This is a genomic window from Bacillus sp. ChL18 (genome assembly GCF_026241425.1).
GTDB classification, from domain to species: Bacteria; Bacillota; Bacilli; order Bacillales; family Bacillaceae; genus Bacillus; species Bacillus velezensis.
Window position 1 is genome coordinate 1,407,492 of record NZ_JAPHWE010000001.1, and the last position, 23,749, is coordinate 1,431,240.

Genomic DNA, 23,749 nt, shown 5'->3' on the forward strand with positions numbered 1-23,749 from the left:
TTATGTGAGTATTGAATTAACGTATCCCCGGGTGTCTTTGTCCACTTCTTGGATATCCGCAAGACTCGGATCCTGAATTACGCTGTGGCGGTCCAATGCTTTTTCAATCAGGTCCTCAATCGATAAGAATGAAATCCGTCCGGCAAGAAAAGCGGCAACGGCTTCTTCGTTGGCCGCATTTAAAACCGTCGGCATTGTTCCCCCTATTTTACCTGATTCAAAGGCAAATTGTAAGCAGCGGAACCTTTCAAAGTCAGCTTTCGCAAAATGGAGGCTTCCGATCTCCCATAATTCAAGCCTTTTTGTTTCAGGCAGAGGCAGCCGGTCCGGATATGTCAGCGCATATTGAATCGGCACCCTCATGTCCGGATTTCCGAGCTGGGCGATGACGCTTCTGTCGTGAAATTCAACCATCGAATGAATGATGCTCTCCTTATGTAATACAACGTCAATCTGTTCATACGGAATGTCAAACAGCCAATGCGCCTCAATGACTTCAAGCCCTTTATTCATCATTGTAGCCGAGTCAATCGTAATTTTTGCGCCCATCGACCAGTTCGGGTGGTTAAGGGCGTCGGCAATCGTTACAGACTCAAGCTCCTGCCGCGTTTTATCTCTGAAACTGCCGCCGGATGCCGTAATGATCAGGCGCTCGATATTTTTGCTCTGTTCGCCTTGCAGCGCTTGAAAAATAGCGGAATGTTCGCTGTCGACCGGAAGAAGAGGAACGCCGTATCGTTTTGCGTGTCCTTTCACTATATGCCCGGCAGTGACGAGAGTTTCCTTATTTGCAAGCGCAATTGTTTTTTTCTGTTCAATCGCTTTCAAAGTCGGGATTAAACCGACGCTTCCAAGCAGCGCATTGACCACGATATCCACTTCGTCCATGACTGCCGCTTCAATCAGGCCTTCTTCTCCGATGCCGATTTGACATTCATGAGAAAAAGACGCTTCTTTCACTTTTTGGTATGTATCCATGTCGCCGACTGCTACATATTTCGGCTGAAACGTTCTGATCAACGGGATCGCTTTCTCGGCGTTTTTACCGAAAGTCATCGAGACGAGACGGAACTGATCTTGATGCATGCGCAATACGTCTAACGTCTGCTCCCCTATTGATCCTGTTGCTCCTAAAAGACAAATATTCTTCAAAATGCCACTCCCATTCTATGCGTCCAGATCGGTCTTATTTTCATATTAGCCTTTCTCATGAAAAAAGCGCAAGCAGAAAGTATAAGAACGGCATGACAAACAAAAAGCTGTCAAATCGATCTAAAATGCCGCCGTGCCCGGGAAGGATTTTTCCCGAATCCTTCACATCATAGTGCCGCTTAAGCGCTGATTCAACCAAATCCCCGATCTGTCCGAACACAGACAGAACAAGCGTGATGACCAAAAGAACCGGGTATGAAATCGGAAGGTGCGCAAACAGCTGAAAAACAGCCGTAAAAATAAGGGCGATGACAATACCGCCGAGAAACCCTTCGACTGTTTTGTTGGGACTGATTTCGGGCCACAGCTTCCGCTTCCCGAGCGACTTTCCGACGAAATATGCGCCTGAGTCCGTTGACCATATGACAACGCAGGCATAAAAGATATACAAAAGCCCGTTTGTTTCAATGTTTCTGATTTCAATAAAATAATGAAAACACAGTCCGATATATACCGTCGCGAGAACGATAAACCCGACTTCGTCAAACGTAAAGGTGTTTTTTACGAGCACCGTATAGCTGAGCAGAATCAATACGGCGAAAATCGTTACTTCCATTTTCGCATCGAAAAAATGATACTTGTCCGGCACCATATACAGCCATAACAACAAGAGGCTGATCAGACCCGGAAAAGAAAAAAATCTGAGCTTTTTCATCCGCAAAAGCTCAAAAAGCGCTATACTTCCCATCACGTAAACAAATACGGTGAACGGCAATCCTCCGAAAATAACCAAAAATAAAAATAGTGCCGCTGCCAGAACACCTGTTAACAATCTTTGTTTCATTTCCACCATCCTCTAAATTCCGCCAAACCTCCGGCCTCGCTGCTGAAATTCTCCCACTGCCTGCAGAAAGTGATCTTCTTTAAAATCGGGCCACAGGACATCTGTAAAAACAAATTCACTGTAAGCCACCTGCCAAAGCATAAAGTTGCTCAATCTGATTTCTCCGCTTGTTCTGATGAGCAGCTCCGGGTCCTGGAGTGATTCTGTCATTAAATGCCCGGAAAAGAGCGCTTCATCAATGTCTTCGATATTCAGCGTGCCGCTTTTCACCTGTTCAGCCAGGGCTTTTGCCGCATTGACGATTTCCGTGCGTCCGCCGTAGTTCAAAGCGAAATTGAGAATCAGCCCGTCATTTTGTTCTGTATCTTTTACGGCCTTCTCAATCGCCCTGTACGTATGAGAAGGGAGCGCGGATTCATCTCCGATAATTTTCACCTGTACATTTTCCTCTATTAATTCAGGAAGATACGTATTCAGGAACTCTTCCGGAAGCTTCATCAAAAAGTCGACTTCCATCTTCGGGCGCTTCCAGTTCTCCGTTGAAAACGCATAAAGAGTCAGAACTTTAACGCCGAGCTGACTTGCGAGCTTTGTCACCCTTTTTACCACTTTCATTCCTTCATGATGTCCTGCAATCCGAGGGAGTGAGCGCTTCTTCGCCCAGCGTCCGTTTCCGTCCATAATAATGGCAATGTGTGCGGGAATTTCACCCTTCAGTATGTCTTCTTTTGTATACCGTTCTAAGTTGGAAGCCGCATTCTGCTGATTCTTCCAATTTTTGAGTATGTTGAGCATGAGATTCCTCCGTCACCCAAAAAGGTTGCGTTGCTGATGATCAATGTAATCAACAGTATTAACAAAAAAACCCCCTGTAAACATGAGAGGGTCTTTTCACATTATCTATTGTACATAGTTTTTCATTAAACTTCCATGATTTCTTTTTCTTTGTCCTTCGTGACGCTGTCAATTTTTGACACATATTCATCTGTCAGCTTTTGAACGTCTTCACTGGAAGCACGAAGCTCGTCTTCTGTAATGTCTCCGTTTTTCTCAAGTTTTTTGAGGTCATCGTTGCTGTCACGGCGGACATTACGGACTGCTACTTTCGCTTCTTCCGCGTATTTTTTCACGACTTTGACAAGTTCTTTACGTCTTTCTTCCGTCAGAGCCGGGATCGCGATGCGGATAATTGTGCCGTCACTTGTCGGCGTTACGCCAAGATCAGCTTTCAGGATCGCTTTTTCAATATCGCCGATTGCCGTTTTGTCATACGGTGTGACAACAAGCATACGCGCTTCAGGCACATTGATGGAAGACAGCTGGTTTAAAGGTGTTTGGGCACCGTAGTATTCTACTGTCACTTTATCCAATAGAGATGGGTTGGCACGTCCTGCGCGGACTGACGCCAATTCGCGTGAATAAGCGGCAACCGCTTTTTCCATGCGTTCTTTTGTTTGTGTTAATACTTCGTTTGACAACGTTATTTCCCCCTTACGATCGTTCCGATTGATTCGCCGATTACGGCACGCTTAATATTTCCTTCTTCCATAATAGAAAAGACGATCAGCGGAATATCATTATCCATACATAGTGAAGAAGCCGTAGAATCCATGACTTCCAGCCCGTCTTTTAACACATCGAGATAAGATAATTTTTCGTATTTAACGGCTGACTCATCTTTTCTCGGATCAGCATTATACACACCGTCGACATTATTTTTCGCCATTAAGATCACGTCCGCTTCGATTTCAGCGGCACGCAGCGCTGCGGTTGTGTCCGTAGAGAAATAAGGGTTTCCTGTTCCCGCGGCAAAAATAACAACGCGTTTTTTCTCCAGGTGGCGGATGGCTTTTCTTCTGATGTAAGGCTCAGCGACCTGACGCATTTCAATTGATGTCTGCACTCTGGACTGAATTCCGAGCGTTTCCAGGCTGTCCTGCAGGGCAAGTGAGTTCATGACAGTAGCAAGCATGCCCATATAATCGGCCGTCGCACGGTCCATTCCTAAGTCACTGCCCGTTTTTCCGCGCCATAAGTTGCCGCCGCCTACGACTACGGCCACTTCGACGTCAAGCTCAGCGATTTCTTTTACCTGTTTAGCGATGGATTGGATGACAGTCGGATTAATGCCGTTTCCCTGCTCTCCTGCCAATGCTTCTCCGCTAAGCTTTAAAACGATACGATTGTATTTTGGTTTTTCCATAATAACCTCCAAGTGTAAACATTGCCGTTTCCTATTATGCAAGAGAAAAAAAGGTTTGTAAATATAGTTTTAAAAATAGGGAACACAAGTAGTGTCCCCTATACTGCCTGAAAAGCCGCGAAAGATTCGCCAAGGCTTTCCGCCATTATTTTTTCACTTGGTTCATAACTTCTTCAGCAAAGTTTTCTTGGCGTTTTTCAATACCTTCTCCAACTTCGTAGCGGACGTAAGTTTTAACAGATGCGTTTTTCGCAGCCACAACTTGTTTCACTTTTTCGTCTGGGTTTTTAACGAAAGCTTGGTCTAATAAGCAAATTTCTTCGAAGAATTTGTTCAGACGGCCTTCAACCATTTTCGCTACGATGTTTTCCGGTTTGCCTTCTTGAAGAGCTTGCTGAGTCAGGATCTGACGCTCATGGTTTGCTTCTTCTTCAGACACTTGGTCGCGGGAAATGTAACGAGGATTTACCGCTGCAACATGCATCGCGATGTCTTTTGCAAGATCTTCGTCAGTTGTTCCGCTAAGAACGGATAATACGCCGATGCGGCCTCCCATGTGAAGGTAAGCACCGAACGCTTCGCTGTCTTCTTTTGAAATAACAGCAAAACGGCGAAGAGTGATTTTCTCTCCGATTTTAGCAACGTTGCTTGTGATGTATTCTTCAACAGTAGAACCGTTTTCCATCTTTTGACCCATCGCTTCTTCAAGATCAGCAGGAGCGTTTGCAAGAAGGTGGTCAGCAAGCGTGTTCAGAAGCTCTTTGAAGCCTTCGTTTTTCGCAACGAAATCAGTTTCAGAGTTTACTTCTAAGATAACGCCTTTGTTGCCGTCAGTTTTAATAAGAGTAGAACCTTCAGCAGCGATACGGTCAGCTTTTTTAGCCGCTTTCGCAATTCCTTTTTCTCTCAGAAGGTCGATTGCTTTGTCCATATCTCCGTCAGTTTCAGTCAATGCTTTTTTACAGTCCATCATACCAGCGCCTGTTTTTTGACGCAGTTCTTTTACCTGCTGTGCAGTAATAGCCATTTGAATTCCTCCTTATATGTGTAAACAAGATATGTATAGATACATTTTTCTTGAAAAAAGGTGATAAAAGGCAGTCCCTCTTATCACCTTTTGATTAGGTTACGCAGTTGTCGTTTCTGTTTCAGGTGCAGTCTCTTCAGCAGCTTCCGCTTCTTCTTCGCCTTGCTTCGCTTCAAGAATAGCATCTGCCATTTTAGAAGTAAGAAGTTTGACAGCGCGGATTGCGTCATCGTTTGCAGGGATTACGACATCAATTTCATCAGGATCACAGTTTGTATCTACGATTCCGATGATAGGAATGTTCAATTTGTGAGCTTCCGCAACAGCGATGCGCTCTTTGCGAGGATCGATGATGAATAATGCATCAGGAAGATCCTTCATGTCTTTAATTCCGCCGAGGAATTTTTCAAGACGCTCTAATTCTTTTTTCAATTGAACAACTTCTTTTTTCGGAAGTACTTCAAATGTACCGTTTTCTTGCATTTTCTCGATGTCTTTCAGACGCTTAATGCGTTTTTGGATTGTTTCGAAGTTTGTCAGTGTACCGCCCAACCAGCGTTGGTTGACATAGTACATGCCAGAGCGTACAGCTTCTTCTTTAACAGAATCCTGAGCTTGTTTTTTTGTGCCGACGAAAAGGATTTTTCCGCCTTCAGCAGCAAGGTTTTTCGTGAAGTTGTAAGCTTCCTCTACTTTTTTCACTGTTTTTTGAAGGTCAATGATGTAGATTCCGTTACGCTCCGTGAAAATGTAACGCTTCATTTTTGGGTTCCAGCGGCGTGTTTGGTGGCCGAAGTGAACACCAGCTTCAAGCAATTGTTTCATAGAAATAACTGACATGTGATTTCCTCCTAATAAAATGGTTTTTTTCCTCCGCTTAGGTCATTTTTGTGCAGAACTGCCGTTTGCAGCACCCTCTGCATAAATCGTTAAGCGTGTGTATTTAACACCAAGACATAATATAACACAGCTTTATGCGACAATCAAGAATCCTTTACAGCTTTGCCGCGAAATTTTAAAAACAGCTCGATTTCTGTCTTTCCGCTCTGCATCCGTTTGGCGATTTCCGCGGGGGTGAGCCCTTGTTCATATAATTCTGAAACACGTTCTTCAAACGAATGCGCGCCCCTGTTTTCGTCACTTTCAGCCCGTTCCGTTGCACTGATAAGCTTTTCCATGTGGTCCGGAATATCAGGCTCTTCTTTCGGTTCCGGCCGGGGTTCGGCGTCTTCTGCCTCCGGCGCTTGACGGCTTTTTGCGTCTTCGAGTCTTTCATTTTCTTCTTTCAGCTCAAGCAGAAACGCTGCAAGGGTGTTTTCCGTCTCTTCAAGAATCTTCTTCTGCTGGCGCTCCGTCTCCTTGAGGGCTGAAAACCTCGTGTACAGAATAATGACGGCATAAAGCAGTACGCCGTGAAGCACAAAGCTTAAAAGCCATAATAGTGTTGACATGTTTTTCACTCGCTAACCATGAGTTCATTATTGAATTACTTTTTCAAGCAGGTGCTTTAATTTAAACAGCGCCTTTGAATGAATCTGTGAAATCCGCGACGTCGAAAGGTTCAGGACTTGTCCGATTTCGGTCAAAGTCAGTTCTTCTTTATAGAATAAACTGACGACAAGCTGCTCTTTTTCAGAGAGCTCGTGAATTTTGCCCGCAAGCTGAGCGATCAGCTCGTCCTTCATGATTTTTTCTTCCGGCGGGACATTTTTGTCATCTCTGATCATCACTTGAATATTCTCACCGTCATCCTGGTCGTGAAGCTTTTCATCAATGGATAAGAGATTGGCAAAAAACCCTTCATTCATCGTTGATACTACGTCCTGCTCCGTCATCCCCAGCTCTTCTGCGATCTCTGAAGGCGTCACATTCCGAAGGTAGCGCTGTTCAAGTTTTTCGATCGCCGCTTCGACTTTTTTTGTCTTCTCCCGTGAAGTTCTGGGCAGCCAATCTTCTTTACGCAGCCCGTCGATGATTGCACCGCGAATTCTAAACGAGGCATAGGTATCAAATTTTAAATCCCGGCCGGGGTCAAATTTTTCCAGGGCATCATATAAACCAAGCATACCAAGGCTCATTAGATCGTCTTTATGCACCGATTTCGGCAGTCCGACGGAAATTCTGCCGACATGATATGTGACCAGCGGCATGTAACGGCGCATTAAATCATCACCGGCTTTAGGATCTTTCCACTCTTTCCAGCGCGACCAAAGCACCTGATCTTCATAATTCAAGGATTGCATTGTTATCCCCCTACCTCATACCTTTATTAAATCGTTGTTTCACCTTGTTTAACAGTTCGAATGTGCAGCATGCAGGACTTTGGCTCAAATTCAATCGTCCGGCCGCTTGAGCCGCCCGTATCTTCACTGATGACCGGAATGTTATACAATGAAAGCTGCTCTTTGATGGCCGCTACATTCCTCGGACCGATTTTCATCAGGTCGTTCGTCATTTTAAACTTAAACATCTCCGCTCCCCCGGCGAGTTTTGCCTTCAGGGCAAACTTGCGGCAGCCGGCTTTCAAAAGCATATCAATCGTCGTCTTTACGGCGGTGTCCGCGTATTTTGCGCGGTTCAGTTCCGCTGTTTTCGATAAACCGGAATCCGGCAGCATGACGTGAACGAGTCCCGCCGTTTGTTTGTCTTTATCGTATAAAACCAGTCCCACGCATGAACCGAGTCCCGAAGTCCGGATTTTATCCGGATAACGCGCGATTTGAACATCAGCAATCCCCACTTTAACAACTGCGGCTTCCGCACGGCTCATAAAGCCGCACCCAATGAGACGAAGAGCTTTTCAAAAGAATCATAGTCCGGGAGCATAAACATATGGGCTTTGAGCTCCTGCCTGCTGCCTTGGTCAAAAATAGAAGTATCCACGACAATGGCATGCTCTCCGACTTGGCTGAGCTCCATCAGCCCTTCACTGATAACCGCGCCGAACATATCAAGCGAGATTTCCGGCACGCTCGGGTAAATCTCAAGCTTTGTCAAATCAGCCAATGCCGTTAAATAGGAACCTGCTAAAATATTGCCGAACTCATGTAAAGCAGAAGAACTCAAATGATCTTCGCCCAACTGGTCAATATCAAAATCCGGATTTCCGATCAGCTCTCTGATAAACTGTTCCGCCTGATCAAAAGGCATGATGAGAAAGATAGAGCCGGTCATGTCGCCTTCCATTCTTAAAAAGATACTGGCGACCGGCGTTTCAGCCCCGCCGAAAAAATCAGCGAGCTCATCAAATGTCAATAAAGTCGCAAACGGCACTTCCATGTCTATCTTTCTGTTCAGCAGCTGAGCCATTGCAGAAGCCGAGTGACCCGCCCCGATATTTCCGACTTCCCGCAAAATATCCATCTGCTCTTCTTTGATCGCTTCAAACTTACTCATGTTGTCTTTTCCCCTTTAAGCATTAGGCTCTCCGGACGCAGATGCCGAAGCACCTTTATCCAGCACCGCATGCGCATCGATAATATTGAGGAGCCTGTTATCTTGCTTGACGATCTGTTTAATCCACACATCCGTTTCCTTTGTCTGGCTTTCAGGCGCGGATTCGATTTCATTTTCATGCACGGTGATGACGTCATTGGCCTCATCCACGACCCATCCGACATCAGCGTCACGGTAAGAAATGATGATAATCCGAGTCTCTTCTGTGATGTCCTGTTCAGGCTGATTCAGACGTTTTCTTAAATCAAGAACCGGGGTAATCACTCCGCGCAGATTGATAACGCCGCGGATATAAGATTCCACACCCGGGACCCTCGTCGGTTTTTGCCACTTTTCAATTGATTTCACCTGGGAAACTGAGATAGCGTATTCTTTCCCGTTTATCATAAACACAATCATTTTTTCACCTGTTTTGATTTCAGCAGTCATGCGGGCACCTCCTCGTGTCGTTTTAGTAGATCAGCGCATTGCAATCAATAATCAGCGCCACTTCTCCGTTTCCGAGAATCGTAGCGCCGGAAATCGCAAAGACGTTCGTCAAATAGTCGCCGAGTGATTTCAGTACGACTTCCTGCTGTCCGATAAAAGAGTCCACGACAAAAGCAGTGGATTTATCGCCCTTTTTCACAACGATTACATGGAACTGATCGGCATCCTGTTTTGAATCCGTAATGCCGAATTCTTTTTTCAGATAGACGATCGGAACGATTTGGCCTCTGAAATCAATCACTTCTCTGTCATGCGTCTGCAGGATATCTTTCTTATCAATAACAGCCGTCTCTATAATAGAAGAAATCGGTATCGCAAACGTCTCTTCTTCCAGTTTAATGAGAAGAACGGATATAATTGAAAGTGTCAGCGGAAGCTGGATACTGAAAAGAGAACCTTGGCCTTCCGCGGATTTGACACTGACAGAGCCGCCGAGTGATTCGAGTTTATTTTTTACGACATCCAGGCCGACGCCCCGCCCTGAAATGTCAGAAATTTGATCGGCAGTCGAGAAGCCCGGAGCAAAAATAAGCTCGTGAATCTCATTATCTTCAAGCGTTTCAGCATCACGTTCGGTGATTACACTCCGCTCGAGCGCTTTTTCAAGAATTTTCTTTCTGTTCAGGCCGGCCCCGTCATCTTCAACCTCAATAAAGACGTGGTTGCCGCTGTGATATGCCTTAAGCACGACATGGCCAGATTCCGGTTTTCCTTTATTCACCCGCACTTCAGGCGATTCAATGCCGTGATCGATGCTGTTTCTGATTAAATGGACAAGCGGATCGCCGATTTCATCAATCACCGTGCGGTCCAGCTCCGTTTCAGCTCCGATGATGGACAATTCGATCTTCTTGTTTAATTCCTTTTGAAGCTGGCGGATCATTCTCGGGAAACGATTAAAGACGGTTTCTACCGGCACCATCCGCATATTAAGAATAATAGACTGAAGGTCGCCCGAGATTCTGGTCAGGCGTTCAACGGTTTCAGTCAGCTCATTGTGGTCAAGCTCCTTGGCGATCTGCTCAAGACGTCCGCGGTCAATGACAAGTTCTTCAAAAAGGTTCATTGAAGAATCCAGTCTTTCAATGTTGACGCGAATCGTTTTCGAGCCGCTGTGATGCTTCGGCTGTTCTTCCGTTTTCGCTTGCTGCTTAGGCTGTTTTTCAGCCTTTTTAACCGGATCTTCCTTCACCGGTTCAGCAGCTTGCGGTTTTTCGGCCGTTTTTAACGGCGCACCGGCAGAAATTTCGACATTCTCCACTTCTGAAATGCCGCTGATGAGTTCTTTAATTTCTTCAGCAGGCTGCTTTGTCAAGAAACACACCTGAAAATCCGTTCCGAAATCTTCCGTCTCAAGCACTTCCGCGGCGGGTATCGTTTTTGCGACTTCCCCGGCTTCATTCAGCTTTTCAAATATCATGTACACGCGCACGGCTTTGAGCATACAGCTTTCATTCAGGGAAACCGTTATTTCATAGCGGCTGAATCCTTGCTCTTCCGCCTCTTCAATAACAGTTCGTTCGAACTCATCATAATTCCATTCAGTTGAAGCCTGTTGTTTTGAAGCCGGCGGTTCTGCTGTTTCGGCTGAAGCCGCAGTCTCATGCACCGCATTTACGTCGAGCTTCGCACTCACTTCAGAAATATCACGTTTGCCGTCTCCACCGTCAATAATGGACTGCACCATCTCTTCAAGATGATCAAGCGCTTCAAACAGCACGTCCAGCCAATCCGATGTAACGGGCATTTCTCCATTGCGGATAGCGTCCAGCACATTTTCCATCAGGTGGGTTAAATGCGCCAGATCTGTATATCCCATCGTTGCGCTCATGCCTTTCAGCGTATGGGCAGCTCTGAAGATGTCATGCACAAGCTGAAGGTCTGCCGGATCTTTTTCCAACAGCAGCAGCTTTTCGTTACATGTCTGTAAGTGCTCTTTACTTTCATCAATAAAGACATCTAAATATTGATTCATATCCAATTGATTCACACCCTCTCTTTTTTCACACATCCGGTGATGGATGCCGCGATATCTTCCACATGTTTAATCTCATGAATGAGGCCCGCCTTTATCGCTGACTTCGGCATTCCGAACACAACACAGGATTCGTCCGATTCCGCAATCGTTTTAACGCCGCCTGTTCTGAGCATTTCTTTTACGCCCTCGGTTCCGTCGCTGCCCATGCCTGTCATAATGACGGCTACCTTTTCGTAATCGGATAAGCGGCTTGCCGACCGAAACAAATAATCGGCTGACGGTTTATGCCGGCTTTCCGTATCATGAACGTCAAGAATGATGCGGAGCCTTCCGCCTTCCTCTGCAACCGTCATATTTTTTCCGCCGGGCGCGATGTACACCCATCCGTCTTTCGCTTCTTCACCGTTTTCCGCTTCTTTGACCTGAATATCTGACAAATGGTTGAGTCTGTCTGCAAGTGAAGCGGTGAAGCCTTCAGGCATGTGCTGAACGACAAATACAGGCGCCTTTAAATCCTTCGGCAGTTTCGGAATCACCTTTTGCAGAGCCCGCGGTCCGCCTGTAGAGGTCGCGATGAATACGGCCTGCTTAGCGGATTTTGCTTTCGGTCTTTCAAATCCCGCCAAAGCCGGACGTTCCGGGATAGAAGACTCTTTCACTGCCGCCTCAGGTTTTTGTGCGCGGGACAGCCCGGCTGCAATCACCCTCTCAATCAGCTGCTCTTTAATTTTATAAAGATCAAGTGAAATCGCTCCGGAAGGCTTGGTGATAAAATCAAAAGCGCCCATTTCCAGACAGTTGATCGTTCGGTCCTTCCCTTGCTGTGTCTGGCTCGATACCATGATTACGGGAAGTTTATATATGCTGATGATCTTCCGCAATGTATCCGTTCCGTTCATGACCGGCATTTCAATATCAAGCGTGACAACATCCGGTTTAAGAAGCTCTATTTTCTTCAGCGCCTCTTCCCCGTTTCTGGCTGTCCCGATGACTTCTATCTGCACTTCCGCAGCCAGAAAATCGGTAATCATTTTTCTCATAAAAGCTGAGTCATCAACGACAAGCACACGAATCACTGTAAAGTCCTCCTCAATAAAAAAGAAGATAATCTCTCAATAAATGCCGGTTTCTCTTCTCTTGGTTTGTTTTCTTCCGTTTGAAACAAGACATCCGTCAGAAGACGGACGGACCTGCTGGCTTTTGCTTGAGGACTTTTTATTAAAAAAGGCACCTGGTCAATGACGGCTTGACTTACTAACGGGTCATCGGGTATGGAGCCGGCGAAACGCACCCCTGCGCCTAAAAACGTGTGAATCGCATGAGAAAGGCGGTTGTACGTGTCCAGCGCCTGTTTTTGGGCGCGGGAGCGATTGACGGCAATGTTTACGGTCAGCCGTTCATCCGCGAGCAAAAGATGTTTGATCGCGCTGTAGGCATCCATAATGGCCGTCGGCTCAGGCGTTGTCACGGCGAGAATGTCTTCCGCCGATAAAATAAACGGCAGCTGTTCTTTTGAAAGTCCCGCTCCCATATCAAACAGAACGTAATCAAAATCGCTTAATACAGCGGAAAGACCATTCATAAAAGCCGTCCACTTCTCTCCGTCTGCTTGATAGATCGCCTCAAGCCCCGTTCCGCCGGATATGTAGCGAAGGCCTTTCGGACCGGAGGAAAGTGATTGAGCCAACGCGTGCCGATTCTCCATCACATCAATAATGGTGCGGGAAGAAGCAGCGCCGATCAGCACATCAATGTTGCCCATTCCGATGTCAAGATCAATGATGAGTGCTTTTTTTCCTTTTTCCTGCAGGGCAACTGCCATGTTTAATGTTAAATTAGATTTTCCGACGCCGCCTTTACCGCTGATGACGGCTAATGTCTTCGCTTTTTTCTCATAAAGCTCCGGCTTGATCATTTGCCGCTCTCTCATTTTCTTTCTTAATGACTCTGCCTGATCGGGTTTCATGTCAAAAGCATCCTTACAAACTCTTTTGGTGAAGCCGATAGGATGTCTTCAGGCACATCCTGTCCATTTGTCAAATAGGCGGCGCCGATTCTTGATTCCGACAGCACTTGAAACACGGAGCCGAGTGAGGCGGTTTCATCCGTTTTCGTGAAAATGAATTGATTGACCGGCACACCTGAAAACTGTTTCAGCACCTGTTTCATATCTTCATATTTTGCAGATGCCGATAATACGAGAAAGGATTGTAAGCCTGATTCAAATGGAATCATCTCTTGTAATTCCGTAATATACTGCTCTTCTTTAAAGTTTCTACCGGCTGTATCAATGAAAACATGGTGATATTCAGCGAATTTTTCCAGTGCCTTCAGACATTCTTCCTTTGAATAGCATACTTCAAGAGGAGCCTGAAGCAGCTCCGCATATGTCTTCAGCTGCTCGACCGCGGCAATCCGGTAAGTATCCGTCGTCATAAAGGCAATTTTTTTATGCTCTGTCAGCATTGATGAGGCCGCGAGTTTCGCAAGTGTAGTCGTTTTGCCGGCCCCGGTTGAACCGAAAAGCACGACGTATTTTGATTGAATCCCTTCCTGCCACCTGTCTGCCGAAGGGAGTTTTTTCACTAACAAATCCTGCAGTTTTGAGCTGACATTATCTTCAGTTAAATCTCCGGAAACAATTGAAGAACGGAGCAATTCACTGAGTACGGCGTTTTGCGTATGATCAGGAAGCCCGGCTTGCTTCAATAGTCTCTCGGCTTTTTTTAATGGTTCAGGGAGCACTTCTTTAAAATGCGCCAGTTCGCCGGAAATGCTTTGATCCGGAAGACGCGGCGGCTGAACAGGCTCAGCTTTCTCCGCCGTTTCCGTCTTTTTCATTTCTTCAGCGGCAGCCGGCGGCGTTTTTCTCGCTTTCCTGACGTCACGATCTAAAACCGCTATCACTTCGACGGCCTGCTGCGACCGCAGCCCCAGCCATTTTCGTTTCTTTACTTGTTTGGAATGTAAAATAACGGCATCATTGCCGAGTTCCTTTTTGATTTGCTTCGCGGCATCCTGCATTGAAGCGGCTGTAAATTTTTTTATTTTCATTAAATATCCACCACTCCAATGCTCTGTACTTCAACATTTGCTTCCAGCTCATTATAAGAAAGAACCGGAAGATCAGGGAAATACCGTTCTAACAGCTGTTTTACATACATTCTGACAGCAGGCGAGCAAAGAAGAATCGCCGACTCCTGTCGGATGGAAAGCTGCTCGGCTTCTTTAGCGACAGAACGGATGATACTGTCTGAAACCTCAGGGTCGAGTGACAGGTAATTGCCCTGTTCAGTCTGCTGAACCCCGTCTGCAATCGCTTTTTCCACCCGGCCTGAGCATGTGATGACCTTCAGCGTTTCATGCTCTCTCGCATATTGTGCCGTGATTTGTTTGGCAAGCGACTGTCTCGCGTATTCTGTCAAAAGATCTGAATCTGTCGTTAATCTTCCGTAATCGGCAAGAGTTTCAAAAATGGTCACCAAGTTTCTGATTGAAACTTTTTCTCTCAGCAATTTGGCAAGCACTTTTTGAATATCGCCGACAGAAAGAGGGTTTGGCGTGACTTCCTCAACAAGCACAGGATAATTTTCCTTCAGATGATCGATCAGCTGCTTTGTTTCCTGTCTGCCGACCAGTTCATGGGCATGCTGCTTAATTTTTTCTGTAATATGCGTAGATACGACTGACGCCGGATCAACAACTGTATACCCCAGCATGTCCGCTTCATCTTTTGCAGCTTCGCTGATCCATTTTGCGGGAAGTCCGAACGACGGCTCTATCGTTTCAATTCCTTCAATGACGTCATCTTCAGGCGTCGGTGACATCGCTAAGTAATGATCCAGCAGGAGCTCTCCTTTAGCGACTTCATTGCCTTTAATTTTCAATCTGTATTCATTCGGCTGGAGCGCGATGTTATCCCTGATGCGCACAACCGGAATGACAAGTCCCAATTCAAGCGCAAGCTGACGTCTGATCATGACGATGCGGTCAAGAAGATCACCGCCCTGCCCCGCGTCTGCAAGCGGCACGAGTCCGTATCCGAACTCAAATTCAATCGGATCAATATGTAAAAGCTGCACGACGCTTTCCGGGCTTTTCAGTTCATCCGCCTGAGCCTCTTCTTCAAGAATTTCTTCCTCTTCTTCGCTCGGCTTATCCGCTTTGGACAGCATGTAAGCGCCGAATGCAAGCAGACCGGCGATCGGCCCCGTCAGCAGAATGCCGATCGGTGTAAGAAGACCGAGCAAAAGTACAGTCCCCGCGGCTACATACAAGAGCTTCGGATAAGCAAACAGCTGGCCTGTAATATCATGACCGAGGTTTCCTTCAGATGCCGCTCTCGTCACGACAATCCCCGTAGCCGTTGAGATGAGCAAGGCCGGCATTTGAGAAACGATACCGTCACCGACCGTCAGCATTGTAAAGTGAGACGCAGCTTCTTGTATGCTCATCCCCTGCTGCAGCATGCCGATTACGATTCCGAAAATAACATTGATCATCACGATGATGATCCCCGCGATGGCATCCCCTTTGACGAATTTGCTCGCACCGTCCATGGCGCCGTAAAAATCGGCTTCCCGGGCGACTTTTTCACGTCTGTGCTTTGCATCCTGCTCCGTAATCATGCCGGCATTTAAATCCGCGTCAATACTCATTTGCTTTCCGGGCATCGCATCGAGCGTAAATCTCGCCGCCACTTCCGATACCCGCTCGGCGCCTTTTGTAATGACAATAAACTGAATAATAATCAAGATAATGAAGACAACAAGCCCTACCAGCACATTTCCGCCGACAACGAAATTCCCGAATGTCTCAACAACCTTGCCCCCTTCTCCGTGAGAAAGAATCGAACGTGTCGTCGACACATTGAGCGAAAGCCGAAACAGCGTCAATAACAGCAGCAATGACGGGAATATCGAGAATTGCAGCGGTTCTTGCATATTCATTGTGGTGAGAAGCACGATCAACGCAAGAGAGATATTAATGATGATCAAAATACTTAACAACCATGGAGGAAATGGAATCACCAGCATTGCCACAATGAGGACAACACTTATTAAAACCGATAAATCTCTTGTTGACATGCTGTTTTTCTCTCCTTTTGAATCTGAAATTCACTATACTTTTTGTTTCGTTTTATATACATAAGCCAAAATTTCCGCAATGACTTTGAAAAACTCTTCCGGCACGGCCTGGTCAATGTCAACCTGATCATATAACGCACGCGCGAGCGGCCTGTTTTCAATCCTCATGACATCGTGTTCTTTGGCGATCTGCCTGATTTTTAATGCGAGATGGTCGACCCCTTTGGCAACAATGTAAGGGGCGTCCATTTTCTTTTCATCATATTTTAAAGCTATCGCATAATGGGTCGGGTTGGTAATGATGACATCCGCTTTCGGCACTTCCTGCATCATCCGCCTCATCGCCATTTCCCGCTGCTTCTGCTTAATTTTGGACTTGATAATCGGATCACCCTCCGATTTTTTGTATTCATCTTTTATATCCTGCTTTGACATTCTGATATTTTTCTCATAGTCAAAACGCTGATATAAATAATCAAGCCCGGCCAGCAGCATTAAAGCCCCTGATCCCGCAAGCCCCATCCAAAGCGTGAGCTTAGAAACGAAAGTGAGCACTTCCGCAGGCGTTAAAAGCGGAAGGCGGAGAATATCGCCATAATGAAGCCAGAGCACCATAAAGGCGGCAAAACCGACCACAGTAATCTTCAAAATAGATTTGACCAGTTCAACAATCGCCCTCATGCTGTAAATCCGCTTAAAACCTTTCAGCGGGCTGAGCTTATTCAAGTCAGGCTTGAGGACTTCCGCAGAAAACAGAAAACCCACCTGCATGTAATTGCTCACGACACCTGCCACAAGCGCGACCAGCATAATCGGCGCGAGGATGAGGCTGATATCTTTCACCGTATCTACGAACAGTTCATGCACGGCAGATGCTGACAGATGTAATGTTATCGATTTCGTATAAAACGTTTTAATAAAGGACAGCAGCCTGTCCCGCATATAAGGACCGAGCGCGATCAGCGAAAGAAAGATAATCAGTAAAGAAACGGCTGTATTCACATCCGTACTTTTCGCGACCTGTCCTTTCTTTCTTGTATCCTTCCGTTTTTTCGGAGTGGCTTTCTCCGTTTTTTCACCGGCAAAGAATTGCAGATTCAGTCTGAGTCTCATCATGTCACACCGACCAATGCCAATAGATTCCGCATGGTTTCAACGGTAAAGCTGAAGATGTTGCGGACGACGACAAACATCACCGACATACAAACGATCAGCATAATAAAGCTCACGGCTATTTTCAGAGGAAGCCCGACAACGAAAACATTCAGCTGCGGCACCGTTCTCGCCACAATGCCGAGCGCCAAATCAACTAAAAACAGACTGGCCACAACCGGCGCAGACATTTGAAAAGCGATAATAAACATGGCATTGAAGCTTTTTGCGATAAAAAGTCCAAAGTGATCATTTCCAAACGACGGAAATGCCTGATCGAGCGGGATATACTGAAAGCTGTAATAAATCCCGTCCAATAAAAGATAATGGGCGTTTACGCTGAGCATAAATAACAGCGCCAGCGTATAAACGAATTGTCCGATCAGCGGGCTTTGCGTTCCTGATTGCGGATCAATGACATTGGCGATGGAAAAGCCCATCTGAAAATCAATAAAGGAACCCGCTATCTGAATGGCTGTCATCATCATGAAAGCAATCAGCCCGAGGCTCAAGCCCACAACGGCCTCTTTTATGACAAGCAGCATATACTGTTCCCCTATTTCTATTTCCGGCGCATGTTTCAGCGTGCTGAAGCAGATCACCGAAAGAAAAAAAGCAAAGCCGATTCGGTGAACCGCCGGCAGATTCCGATGCCCGAACACCGGCACCGTTACAAAAAAAGCAGAGATTCTGATAAAGACCAATAAAAAAGCGGGAAATAAATCAATGATGGAATTCATTTGATTCTACCCTGCAAATCGGTTCAGATGAGAGAACAGATCAGTTGTGAACGAAAGAATCGTCGACAGCATCCAAGGACCGAAAAAGATCAGTCCAAGCATCACCGCCACGATTTTCGGAATGAACGCAAGCGTCTGTTCCTGGATTTGAGTTGTCGCTTGAAAGATACTGACGAGCAAACCGACGATCAGCGCGATCGCAAGCAGCGGCCCGCTGATCATTAGTGTTACATATACGGCTTTTTCCGCCATGGAAATTACAAATTCTGAACTCACAATTAGCACCTACCCTAAAAGCTGTCAAGCAAAGATTTCACGATTAAATACCATCCATCGACCAAAACGAAAAGCAATATTTTAAAGGGCAGAGAGATCATAACCGGCGGTAGCATCATCATTCCCATTGACATTAAGACGCTCGCCACGACCATATCGATAATTAAAAACGGAATAAAAATCATAAAGCCCATTTGAAAAGCGGTTTTGAGTTCTGATATCGCATAAGCGGGCACCATTGTCGTCAAAGGAATATCCTGAATCGATTCAGGTTTTTTCATTTTGGCATAGTTCATAAACAGCGCCAGATCCTTCTGCCTTGTATGCTTGCTCATATACTCTTTAATCGGCTTCTCGGCTTTTGTATATGCTTCATCGAGACTGATTTTATTGTCCATCAGCGGCGTTAAGGCTTCCTTATTAATCTCTGAAAAAGTCGGCGCCATAATAAAAAACGTTAAGAACAGCGCAAGGCCGATTAAAACCTGGTTGGGAGGCATGTTCTGCGTCGCCAATGAGGTTCTTACAAAAGACAGGACGATGACGATTCTCGTAAAGCAGGTCATCAAAATCAGAATCCCCGGCGCCACTGAAAAGACAGTCAAAAGCAGCAGTAATTTAACAGTGGAGCTGACTTCGGTCGGACTGTTTGAATTAAAAAGATTAATAAATTCATTCATGATGATAAGGGCCTTTCTTCTTTCCTTCAGAACGGCTTTGTTTCAGCTCGTTCAGCTGTTCTTTCAGCGCTTTCGAAAACGACGGAAGCATCGTTTGCGGCTTTTTTTCTCCATCCTTACGCGGATTTACGAGTTTGGTCCATTCCACTTTTGAAGACATCGACTCTTCGTATTGGCTCAGAATCGCCTCGCGCTCTTTTTCATCTTCAATTTCTTTTAAAAGCTGTATTGTTTCGCCCACACCGACTACGAGAACGCTGTTTCCCACTTTAATCAGCTGCACGGAACGGTTTTGGCCGACTGACGTTCCGCCGATATTTTCTACATATTGAAACGGCTTCAGCAGACGGTTTCTTCTATTCATCAGTTTGACAAATCCATAGATCAGCAGAATGACGAATAATAACGCCCCAATCATCTTTACAAAATCAAAAGCGGAGACAGAAGATGCAGAAGCATCCCCTATCTCTTGATCAGCCGTTTGTTTCGATGTATCGCTTTTTTTCTCTGTTTTGTTTGTTGATTGTTTGTCAAACCATTCGTTGACGGTGGAATTGTCAGACTCCGCCGCAAAAGCAGGGAACGGATGTACATTGAGTAAAACGAAACAACAAATCAAAGCTAGTAAACCATGACTCTTTTTCAACAGTCGTACACCCTTTAGCTTAATGTTTTATTAATGGCTTCAAGCACGCGGTCCGCTTGGAACGGTTTCACGATAAAGTCTTTTGCGCCGGCTTGAATCGCGTCAATAACCATTGACTGCTGGCCCATAGCCGAACACATGATGATTTTCGCCTGCGGATCGATTTGTTTAATTTCCTTTAAAGCTGTAATCCCGTCCATTTCAGGCATTGTAATATCCATTGTCACTAGGTCGGGGGAATGCTCTTTGAATTTTTCGACTGCCTGCGCTCCGTCTGAAGCTTCAGCTACAACGTCAAAACCGTTCTTCACTAAAATATCTTTGATCATCATTCTCATAAATGCTGCATCGTCTACAATTAAAATTCTGTGTGCCATAATCTGTTTCTCTCCTCTATGTTCGCTTATTTTAAATTGTTAAGGCGGTCTGCCTGACTTAAAATATCAGTGACTCTCACGCCGAAGTTTTCTTCTATGACAACGACCTCGCCCTTTGCCACGATCCGCTGGTTGACCAGGATGTCAACAGGTTCACCAGCCAGCTTGTCAAGCTCAATAATGCTTCCCGCAGAAAGTTCAAGGATTTCTTTGACGCTTCTCTTCGTTCTGCCGAGCTCAACCGTAACGGAAAGCGGAATATCCATCAGCATATCAAGGTTATTCCTTGATCCTTGCGCCGCTTCGTTATGATCAAACGCCTGGAATTCTACCGGAGCAACTTGAACAGGAGCAGCTTTTTTTGCGGTTCCCTGTCTCTTCGGAAGCTCAGGTTTTGCCTGCGGCTCCGGCTGCATGGCAGGTTCCAGCTGCGGCGTTTCGTATGTTTGCTGAGGTTCTGATACGGTTTCTGCGGCCTCTGACTCATGCTGGTCTGCAGTCATCAGGTCTGCGATCAGATCTTTCGCAAACGTAATCGGATAAAGCTGCATGATGCTCGAATCGATTAATTCGCCGACTTTCAGACGGAATGACACTTTTACGAGCAGGTCATCCTCAGGTATTCTGTCGGTCCCTTTTTCTTCCGTCACATCCAGAAGTTCAACCCTTGGCGGAGAAATGTCAATCTTTTTACTGAATACGGTCGACATTGACGTAGCAGCCGAGCCCATCATTTGATTCATTGCTTCCTGCACGGCGCTCAGGTGGATTTCACCGAGTGACGGATCGGCGCCCCGGCCGTCCCCGCCGATCATCAAATCCGCGATGATGGCCGCGTCGCTTTGTTCGACGACGAGCAAATTGCTGCCGTCAAAGCCTTCTGTGTAGTTCACTTCAATGGCAACATACGGATGAGGAAATTCATCACTGATTTTGCTTTTTGAAATGACGGTCACACTCGGCGTCGTAATGTCCACTTTTTGATTTAAAAGAGTGGACAGCGCCGTAGCCGAGCTGCCGAACGAAATATTCCCGATTTCTCCGATCGCATCGCGCTCAAGTTCAGACAAGTTCGCCCCTTGAGGCTGTTCTGTATCCTCTGATTGACTGTTTGTGCCGTTAAGAAGAGCATCGATTTCATCTTGAGATAATCTATTGTTCATCTTGTTCACCTCTTATGTCGTGATCTAAAATTTGCACTGCCTGTCTTCGATTCACCCGGCCGGCCTGCCCTAAAAACTTCGGTTTGTTTCCGACCAATACAGTAAGAGGATCAGTCACTGATTTGTCCAGAGTTATACAGTCCCCGACTTCCAAACTTAAAAATTCTTCTATTGTCAGTTCAGAAGCGCCCAAGAGAGCCACAACGGGAATTTGAGCCGTCATGATGCGCTTTTCAAGCAACTTCGTTTCTTCGGGCTTCGCTTCATTCCGGTCTGATTGCATCCAATAATGTACGGAAAGCTTAGGGATAATCGGCTCAAGTACGACATGGGGAATACAAAGATTAATGACACCGCTGATTTCACCTATCTGTGTATTGAGAGAAATGACAACGACTGTTTCATTTGGGGAAACCATCTGTACAAACTGAGGATTCACTTCAAATTCAGTCATTTCAGGGTCAATATCAGCAATCGATTGCCAAGCTTCTTTGTAGTTGCCCAGTGCATTTTCAAATAAGTTAGAAATAATATTCGTTTCAATTTCCGTAAGGCTGTCAGCTTTGTTATGAGTGATGCCGATGCCTCCCATGACGCGGTCAAGCATTGCGTATGCGATGGTGGGATTAACCTCCATCATGATTCTGCCTTCCATCGGATGAACATCGAATAAATTTAAAATCGTCATGTTCGGTATGGAACGGATAAATTCTTCATACGGCACCTGGTCAACTGAGCTGACGGATATATGAATATACGTTCTGAGCTTGGCGGAAAAGTGTGTTGTGAGAAGCCTCGCAAAGTTATCATGTATCCGGGTTAAACTGCGTATCTGATCTTTCGAGAATCTGAGAGCCCGTTTAAAATCATATACCTTTACTTTTTTCTCTTTAACTTCCTTTTTCAGCTCTTCCGCATCCGCCTCACCCGTGGAAATGGCGGAAAGCAGTGCGTCTATTTCATTTTGGGAGAGAACTTCTCCTGACATTTTCTTCACCTCCGTATTCTGTCAAATTTGTTTTTATTGCAGATTAAAGGAGGTAATGTACACTTTCTGAACTTTTCCTTCTTGGAGATAGCTGTTTACTTTCTCTTTTAATGATTGTTTAAACGCTTCTCTTCCTTTATCTCCCTCAATCTCTCCGGCGCTTGTGTCAGCTAAAATGGAAATGATGTTGTCTTTCACCTGAAAATCGCGTTTTTCAAGTTCTTCCTTCGCTTTAGCCGAGTCGGTTTCAAGCTTGATGCCGATACGGATGATGCTGTCAGACTTTAAGTTTGTCGTGATATCGTCGACAGACACAGTGGCTGCAACGACTTCGTCAATTGTCGGCTTTTTATCTTTGCCGGAATTTCCGCTGACGACAAAATATGCTGCCGTTCCGAGGCCGGCGATGACAATTAAAATAATCAGCAAAATGATGACTAATTTTTTCTTCATTCTTCTTCCTCTATTCCCTGATCCAGTGAAAATATTTGTATGCTATGGTAAAACGATATGACTTTTTTGAGAACTGCTTCTTCCGGTTCTTTCACTACGAACTTTTTGCCGTTGGACAGTGTAATCGTCGTGTCGGGGAAGCACTCAATCTGTTCGATAAACAGCGCGTTCAGCGTAAAAGGCTGGCCGTTTAAACGGGTGACTTGAATCATGCAATCCGGAGAAGCGGCCTAACCGCCTCTCCTCCCTCCTTACCGTTTCAGATTAACCAGCTCCTGAAGGATTTCATCTGAAGTCGTAATGATTTTTGAGTTTGATTGGAAACCGCGCTGAGCAACGATCATTTCGGTAAATTCATCTGTCAGATCTACGTTTGACATTTCAAGATAGCCTGCCAAAAGCTTACCCGTTCCGTTTTCGCCCGGAGTGGTGACTGCGCTTGCAGCTCCTGAACTTAATGATTCTCTGTAAAGGTTGCCTCCGATTTTTTCCAGACCGGCGCTGTTAGGGAACGTGACCAGACCGATTTGTCCGGCATCATGAACCTCATCCCCTGCATCAGTGTATGTAACCGTTCCGTCTGCACCGATGCTGTAATCTTTCGCATCAGTCGGAATATTGATTTTGCCGCCGCCGATTTTTTCAAGGTAGTACCCGTCAGTCGTAACAAGGTTCCCTTGATTGTCCTTTCCGAAATTCCCCGCACGTGTGTAAACAATTCCCGCGCCTGTATTAATCTGAAAGTATCCGTCTCCGTCAATGGCTAGGTCGGTTTTATTCTGTGTAGCCTGCGGGGCGCCGGTTGAATGAACGACATCAATGGAAGAAGTCGCGGCACCTAAGCCGATTTGTTTTGAATTGGTCACGTTTGAACCGCCGGCGACTGTCTGGCTGATCATATCTTTAAATGTAACGCGGCTTTTCTTAAATCCCACTGTGTTGACGTTGGCGATGTTATTGCCGATTACATCTAGTTTTGTCTGAAAGTTTTTCATGCCGCTGATACCGGAATATAATGAACGTAACATGTTAAATTCC

At 45.8% G+C, this 23,749-nt stretch carries 28 protein-coding genes; all 28 read right to left on the bottom strand.

Features of this window, described 5'->3' with window-relative positions; genetic code table 11:
• A complete protein-coding gene (gene dxr, locus OQ477_RS06945) occupies positions 1-1,152 on the bottom strand; it encodes a 1-deoxy-D-xylulose-5-phosphate reductoisomerase (protein WP_003154208.1) in 1,152 nt (383 codons plus the stop codon).
• A gap of 55 nt (positions 1,153-1,207) precedes the next feature.
• Entirely contained in the window at positions 1,208-2,005 is a 798-nt protein-coding gene (locus OQ477_RS06950; protein ID WP_265971933.1) for a phosphatidate cytidylyltransferase, read from the bottom strand.
• A gap of 3 nt (positions 2,006-2,008) precedes the next feature.
• Positions 2,009-2,791 (bottom strand): isoprenyl transferase, encoded by a 783-nt coding sequence (locus OQ477_RS06955; protein ID WP_007409795.1) that lies wholly within the window; start codon positions 2,789-2,791, stop codon positions 2,009-2,011.
• 125 nt (positions 2,792-2,916) lie between these two features.
• Positions 2,917-3,474, bottom strand: coding sequence for a ribosome recycling factor (gene frr / locus OQ477_RS06960; RefSeq protein WP_003154212.1), 558 nt, complete (start codon positions 3,472-3,474; stop codon positions 2,917-2,919).
• A gap of 2 nt (positions 3,475-3,476) precedes the next feature.
• Entirely contained in the window at positions 3,477-4,199 is a 723-nt protein-coding gene (gene pyrH, locus OQ477_RS06965; RefSeq protein WP_003154213.1) for a UMP kinase, read from the bottom strand.
• Between the two features lie 145 nt (positions 4,200-4,344).
• Positions 4,345-5,226 carry a translation elongation factor Ts gene (tsf, locus tag OQ477_RS06970; RefSeq protein ID WP_007611455.1) on the bottom strand — a complete coding sequence of 294 codons (882 nt, stop codon included), beginning with the start codon at positions 5,224-5,226 and terminating at the stop codon, positions 4,345-4,347.
• Between the two features lie 99 nt (positions 5,227-5,325).
• Positions 5,326-6,066, bottom strand: a complete 741-nt coding sequence (gene rpsB / locus OQ477_RS06975) for a 30S ribosomal protein S2 (RefSeq protein WP_007611453.1) — start codon at positions 6,064-6,066, stop codon at positions 5,326-5,328.
• A gap of 143 nt (positions 6,067-6,209) precedes the next feature.
• Positions 6,210-6,677 (bottom strand): DUF6115 domain-containing protein, encoded by a 468-nt coding sequence (locus tag OQ477_RS06980; RefSeq protein ID WP_265971937.1) that lies wholly within the window; start codon positions 6,675-6,677, stop codon positions 6,210-6,212.
• Positions 6,678-6,704: 27 nt separating this feature from the next.
• Positions 6,705-7,469 (bottom strand): RNA polymerase sigma-28 factor SigD, encoded by a 765-nt coding sequence (sigD, locus tag OQ477_RS06985; protein WP_003154217.1) that lies wholly within the window; start codon positions 7,467-7,469, stop codon positions 6,705-6,707.
• A gap of 26 nt (positions 7,470-7,495) precedes the next feature.
• Positions 7,496-7,996 carry a chemoreceptor glutamine deamidase CheD gene (gene cheD / locus OQ477_RS06990; RefSeq protein WP_016936101.1) on the bottom strand — a complete coding sequence of 167 codons (501 nt, stop codon included), beginning with the start codon at positions 7,994-7,996 and terminating at the stop codon, positions 7,496-7,498.
• On the bottom strand, positions 7,993-8,622 hold the full coding sequence (gene cheC, locus OQ477_RS06995; protein WP_014417781.1) for a CheY-P phosphatase CheC: 630 nt from the start codon (positions 8,620-8,622) through the stop codon (positions 7,993-7,995). The genes cheD and cheC overlap by 4 nt, the downstream gene beginning before the upstream one ends.
• A gap of 15 nt (positions 8,623-8,637) precedes the next feature.
• Positions 8,638-9,111, bottom strand: coding sequence for a chemotaxis protein CheW (cheW, locus tag OQ477_RS07000; RefSeq protein WP_003154225.1), 474 nt, complete (start codon positions 9,109-9,111; stop codon positions 8,638-8,640).
• 22 nt (positions 9,112-9,133) lie between these two features.
• Complete coding sequence (cheA, locus tag OQ477_RS07005) at positions 9,134-11,152, bottom strand: chemotaxis protein CheA (protein ID WP_265971940.1); 2,019 nt, start codon at positions 11,150-11,152, stop codon at positions 9,134-9,136.
• A gap of 5 nt (positions 11,153-11,157) precedes the next feature.
• A complete protein-coding gene (locus tag OQ477_RS07010; RefSeq protein WP_007409791.1) occupies positions 11,158-12,225 on the bottom strand; it encodes a protein-glutamate methylesterase/protein-glutamine glutaminase in 1,068 nt (355 codons plus the stop codon).
• Positions 12,222-13,115, bottom strand: coding sequence for a MinD/ParA family protein (locus tag OQ477_RS07015; protein WP_265971942.1), 894 nt, complete (start codon positions 13,113-13,115; stop codon positions 12,222-12,224). Before OQ477_RS07015 ends, OQ477_RS07010 begins: the two co-directional genes overlap by 4 nt.
• On the bottom strand, positions 13,112-14,203 hold the full coding sequence (flhF, locus tag OQ477_RS07020; RefSeq protein ID WP_265971944.1) for a flagellar biosynthesis protein FlhF: 1,092 nt from the start codon (positions 14,201-14,203) through the stop codon (positions 13,112-13,114). Before flhF ends, OQ477_RS07015 begins: the two co-directional genes overlap by 4 nt.
• Entirely contained in the window at positions 14,203-16,236 is a 2,034-nt protein-coding gene (flhA, locus tag OQ477_RS07025) for a flagellar biosynthesis protein FlhA (RefSeq protein ID WP_265971945.1), read from the bottom strand. The genes flhF and flhA overlap by 1 nt, the downstream gene beginning before the upstream one ends.
• Before the next feature lie 33 nt (positions 16,237-16,269).
• Positions 16,270-17,349, bottom strand: coding sequence for a flagellar biosynthesis protein FlhB (gene flhB, locus OQ477_RS07030; protein WP_265971946.1), 1,080 nt, complete (start codon positions 17,347-17,349; stop codon positions 16,270-16,272).
• Positions 17,349-18,128, bottom strand: a complete 780-nt coding sequence (gene fliR, locus OQ477_RS07035; protein ID WP_265971948.1) for a flagellar biosynthetic protein FliR — start codon at positions 18,126-18,128, stop codon at positions 17,349-17,351. The genes flhB and fliR overlap by 1 nt, the downstream gene beginning before the upstream one ends.
• Before the next feature lie 6 nt (positions 18,129-18,134).
• Positions 18,135-18,404 (bottom strand): flagellar biosynthesis protein FliQ, encoded by a 270-nt coding sequence (gene fliQ, locus OQ477_RS07040; RefSeq protein WP_003154234.1) that lies wholly within the window; start codon positions 18,402-18,404, stop codon positions 18,135-18,137.
• 14 nt (positions 18,405-18,418) lie between these two features.
• Positions 18,419-19,084, bottom strand: a complete 666-nt coding sequence (fliP, locus tag OQ477_RS07045; RefSeq protein WP_012117556.1) for a flagellar type III secretion system pore protein FliP — start codon at positions 19,082-19,084, stop codon at positions 18,419-18,421.
• Complete coding sequence (fliZ, locus tag OQ477_RS07050; protein WP_003154237.1) at positions 19,077-19,730, bottom strand: flagella biosynthesis regulatory protein FliZ; 654 nt, start codon at positions 19,728-19,730, stop codon at positions 19,077-19,079. Before fliZ ends, fliP begins: the two co-directional genes overlap by 8 nt.
• A gap of 14 nt (positions 19,731-19,744) precedes the next feature.
• Complete coding sequence (gene cheY / locus OQ477_RS07055; RefSeq protein ID WP_003154238.1) at positions 19,745-20,107, bottom strand: chemotaxis protein CheY; 363 nt, start codon at positions 20,105-20,107, stop codon at positions 19,745-19,747.
• A 26-nt stretch (positions 20,108-20,133) separates the two neighbouring features.
• Positions 20,134-21,270: a flagellar motor switch phosphatase FliY gene (gene fliY / locus OQ477_RS07060; protein ID WP_265971949.1), complete on the bottom strand. Its 1,137-nt coding sequence runs from the start codon at positions 21,268-21,270 to the stop codon at positions 20,134-20,136.
• Positions 21,260-22,258 carry a flagellar motor switch protein FliM gene (gene fliM, locus OQ477_RS07065; protein ID WP_003154240.1) on the bottom strand — a complete coding sequence of 333 codons (999 nt, stop codon included), beginning with the start codon at positions 22,256-22,258 and terminating at the stop codon, positions 21,260-21,262. The genes fliY and fliM overlap by 11 nt, the downstream gene beginning before the upstream one ends.
• Positions 22,259-22,291: 33 nt before the next feature.
• Entirely contained in the window at positions 22,292-22,711 is a 420-nt protein-coding gene (fliL, locus tag OQ477_RS07070; RefSeq protein WP_014417773.1) for a flagellar basal body-associated protein FliL, read from the bottom strand.
• Positions 22,708-22,923 carry a flagellar FlbD family protein gene (locus OQ477_RS07075; RefSeq protein ID WP_003154243.1) on the bottom strand — a complete coding sequence of 72 codons (216 nt, stop codon included), beginning with the start codon at positions 22,921-22,923 and terminating at the stop codon, positions 22,708-22,710. The genes fliL and OQ477_RS07075 overlap by 4 nt, the downstream gene beginning before the upstream one ends.
• A gap of 39 nt (positions 22,924-22,962) precedes the next feature.
• On the bottom strand, positions 22,963-23,739 hold the full coding sequence (gene flgG, locus OQ477_RS07080) for a flagellar basal body rod protein FlgG (protein WP_007409783.1): 777 nt from the start codon (positions 23,737-23,739) through the stop codon (positions 22,963-22,965).
• Positions 23,740-23,749 lie beyond the last annotated feature (10 nt).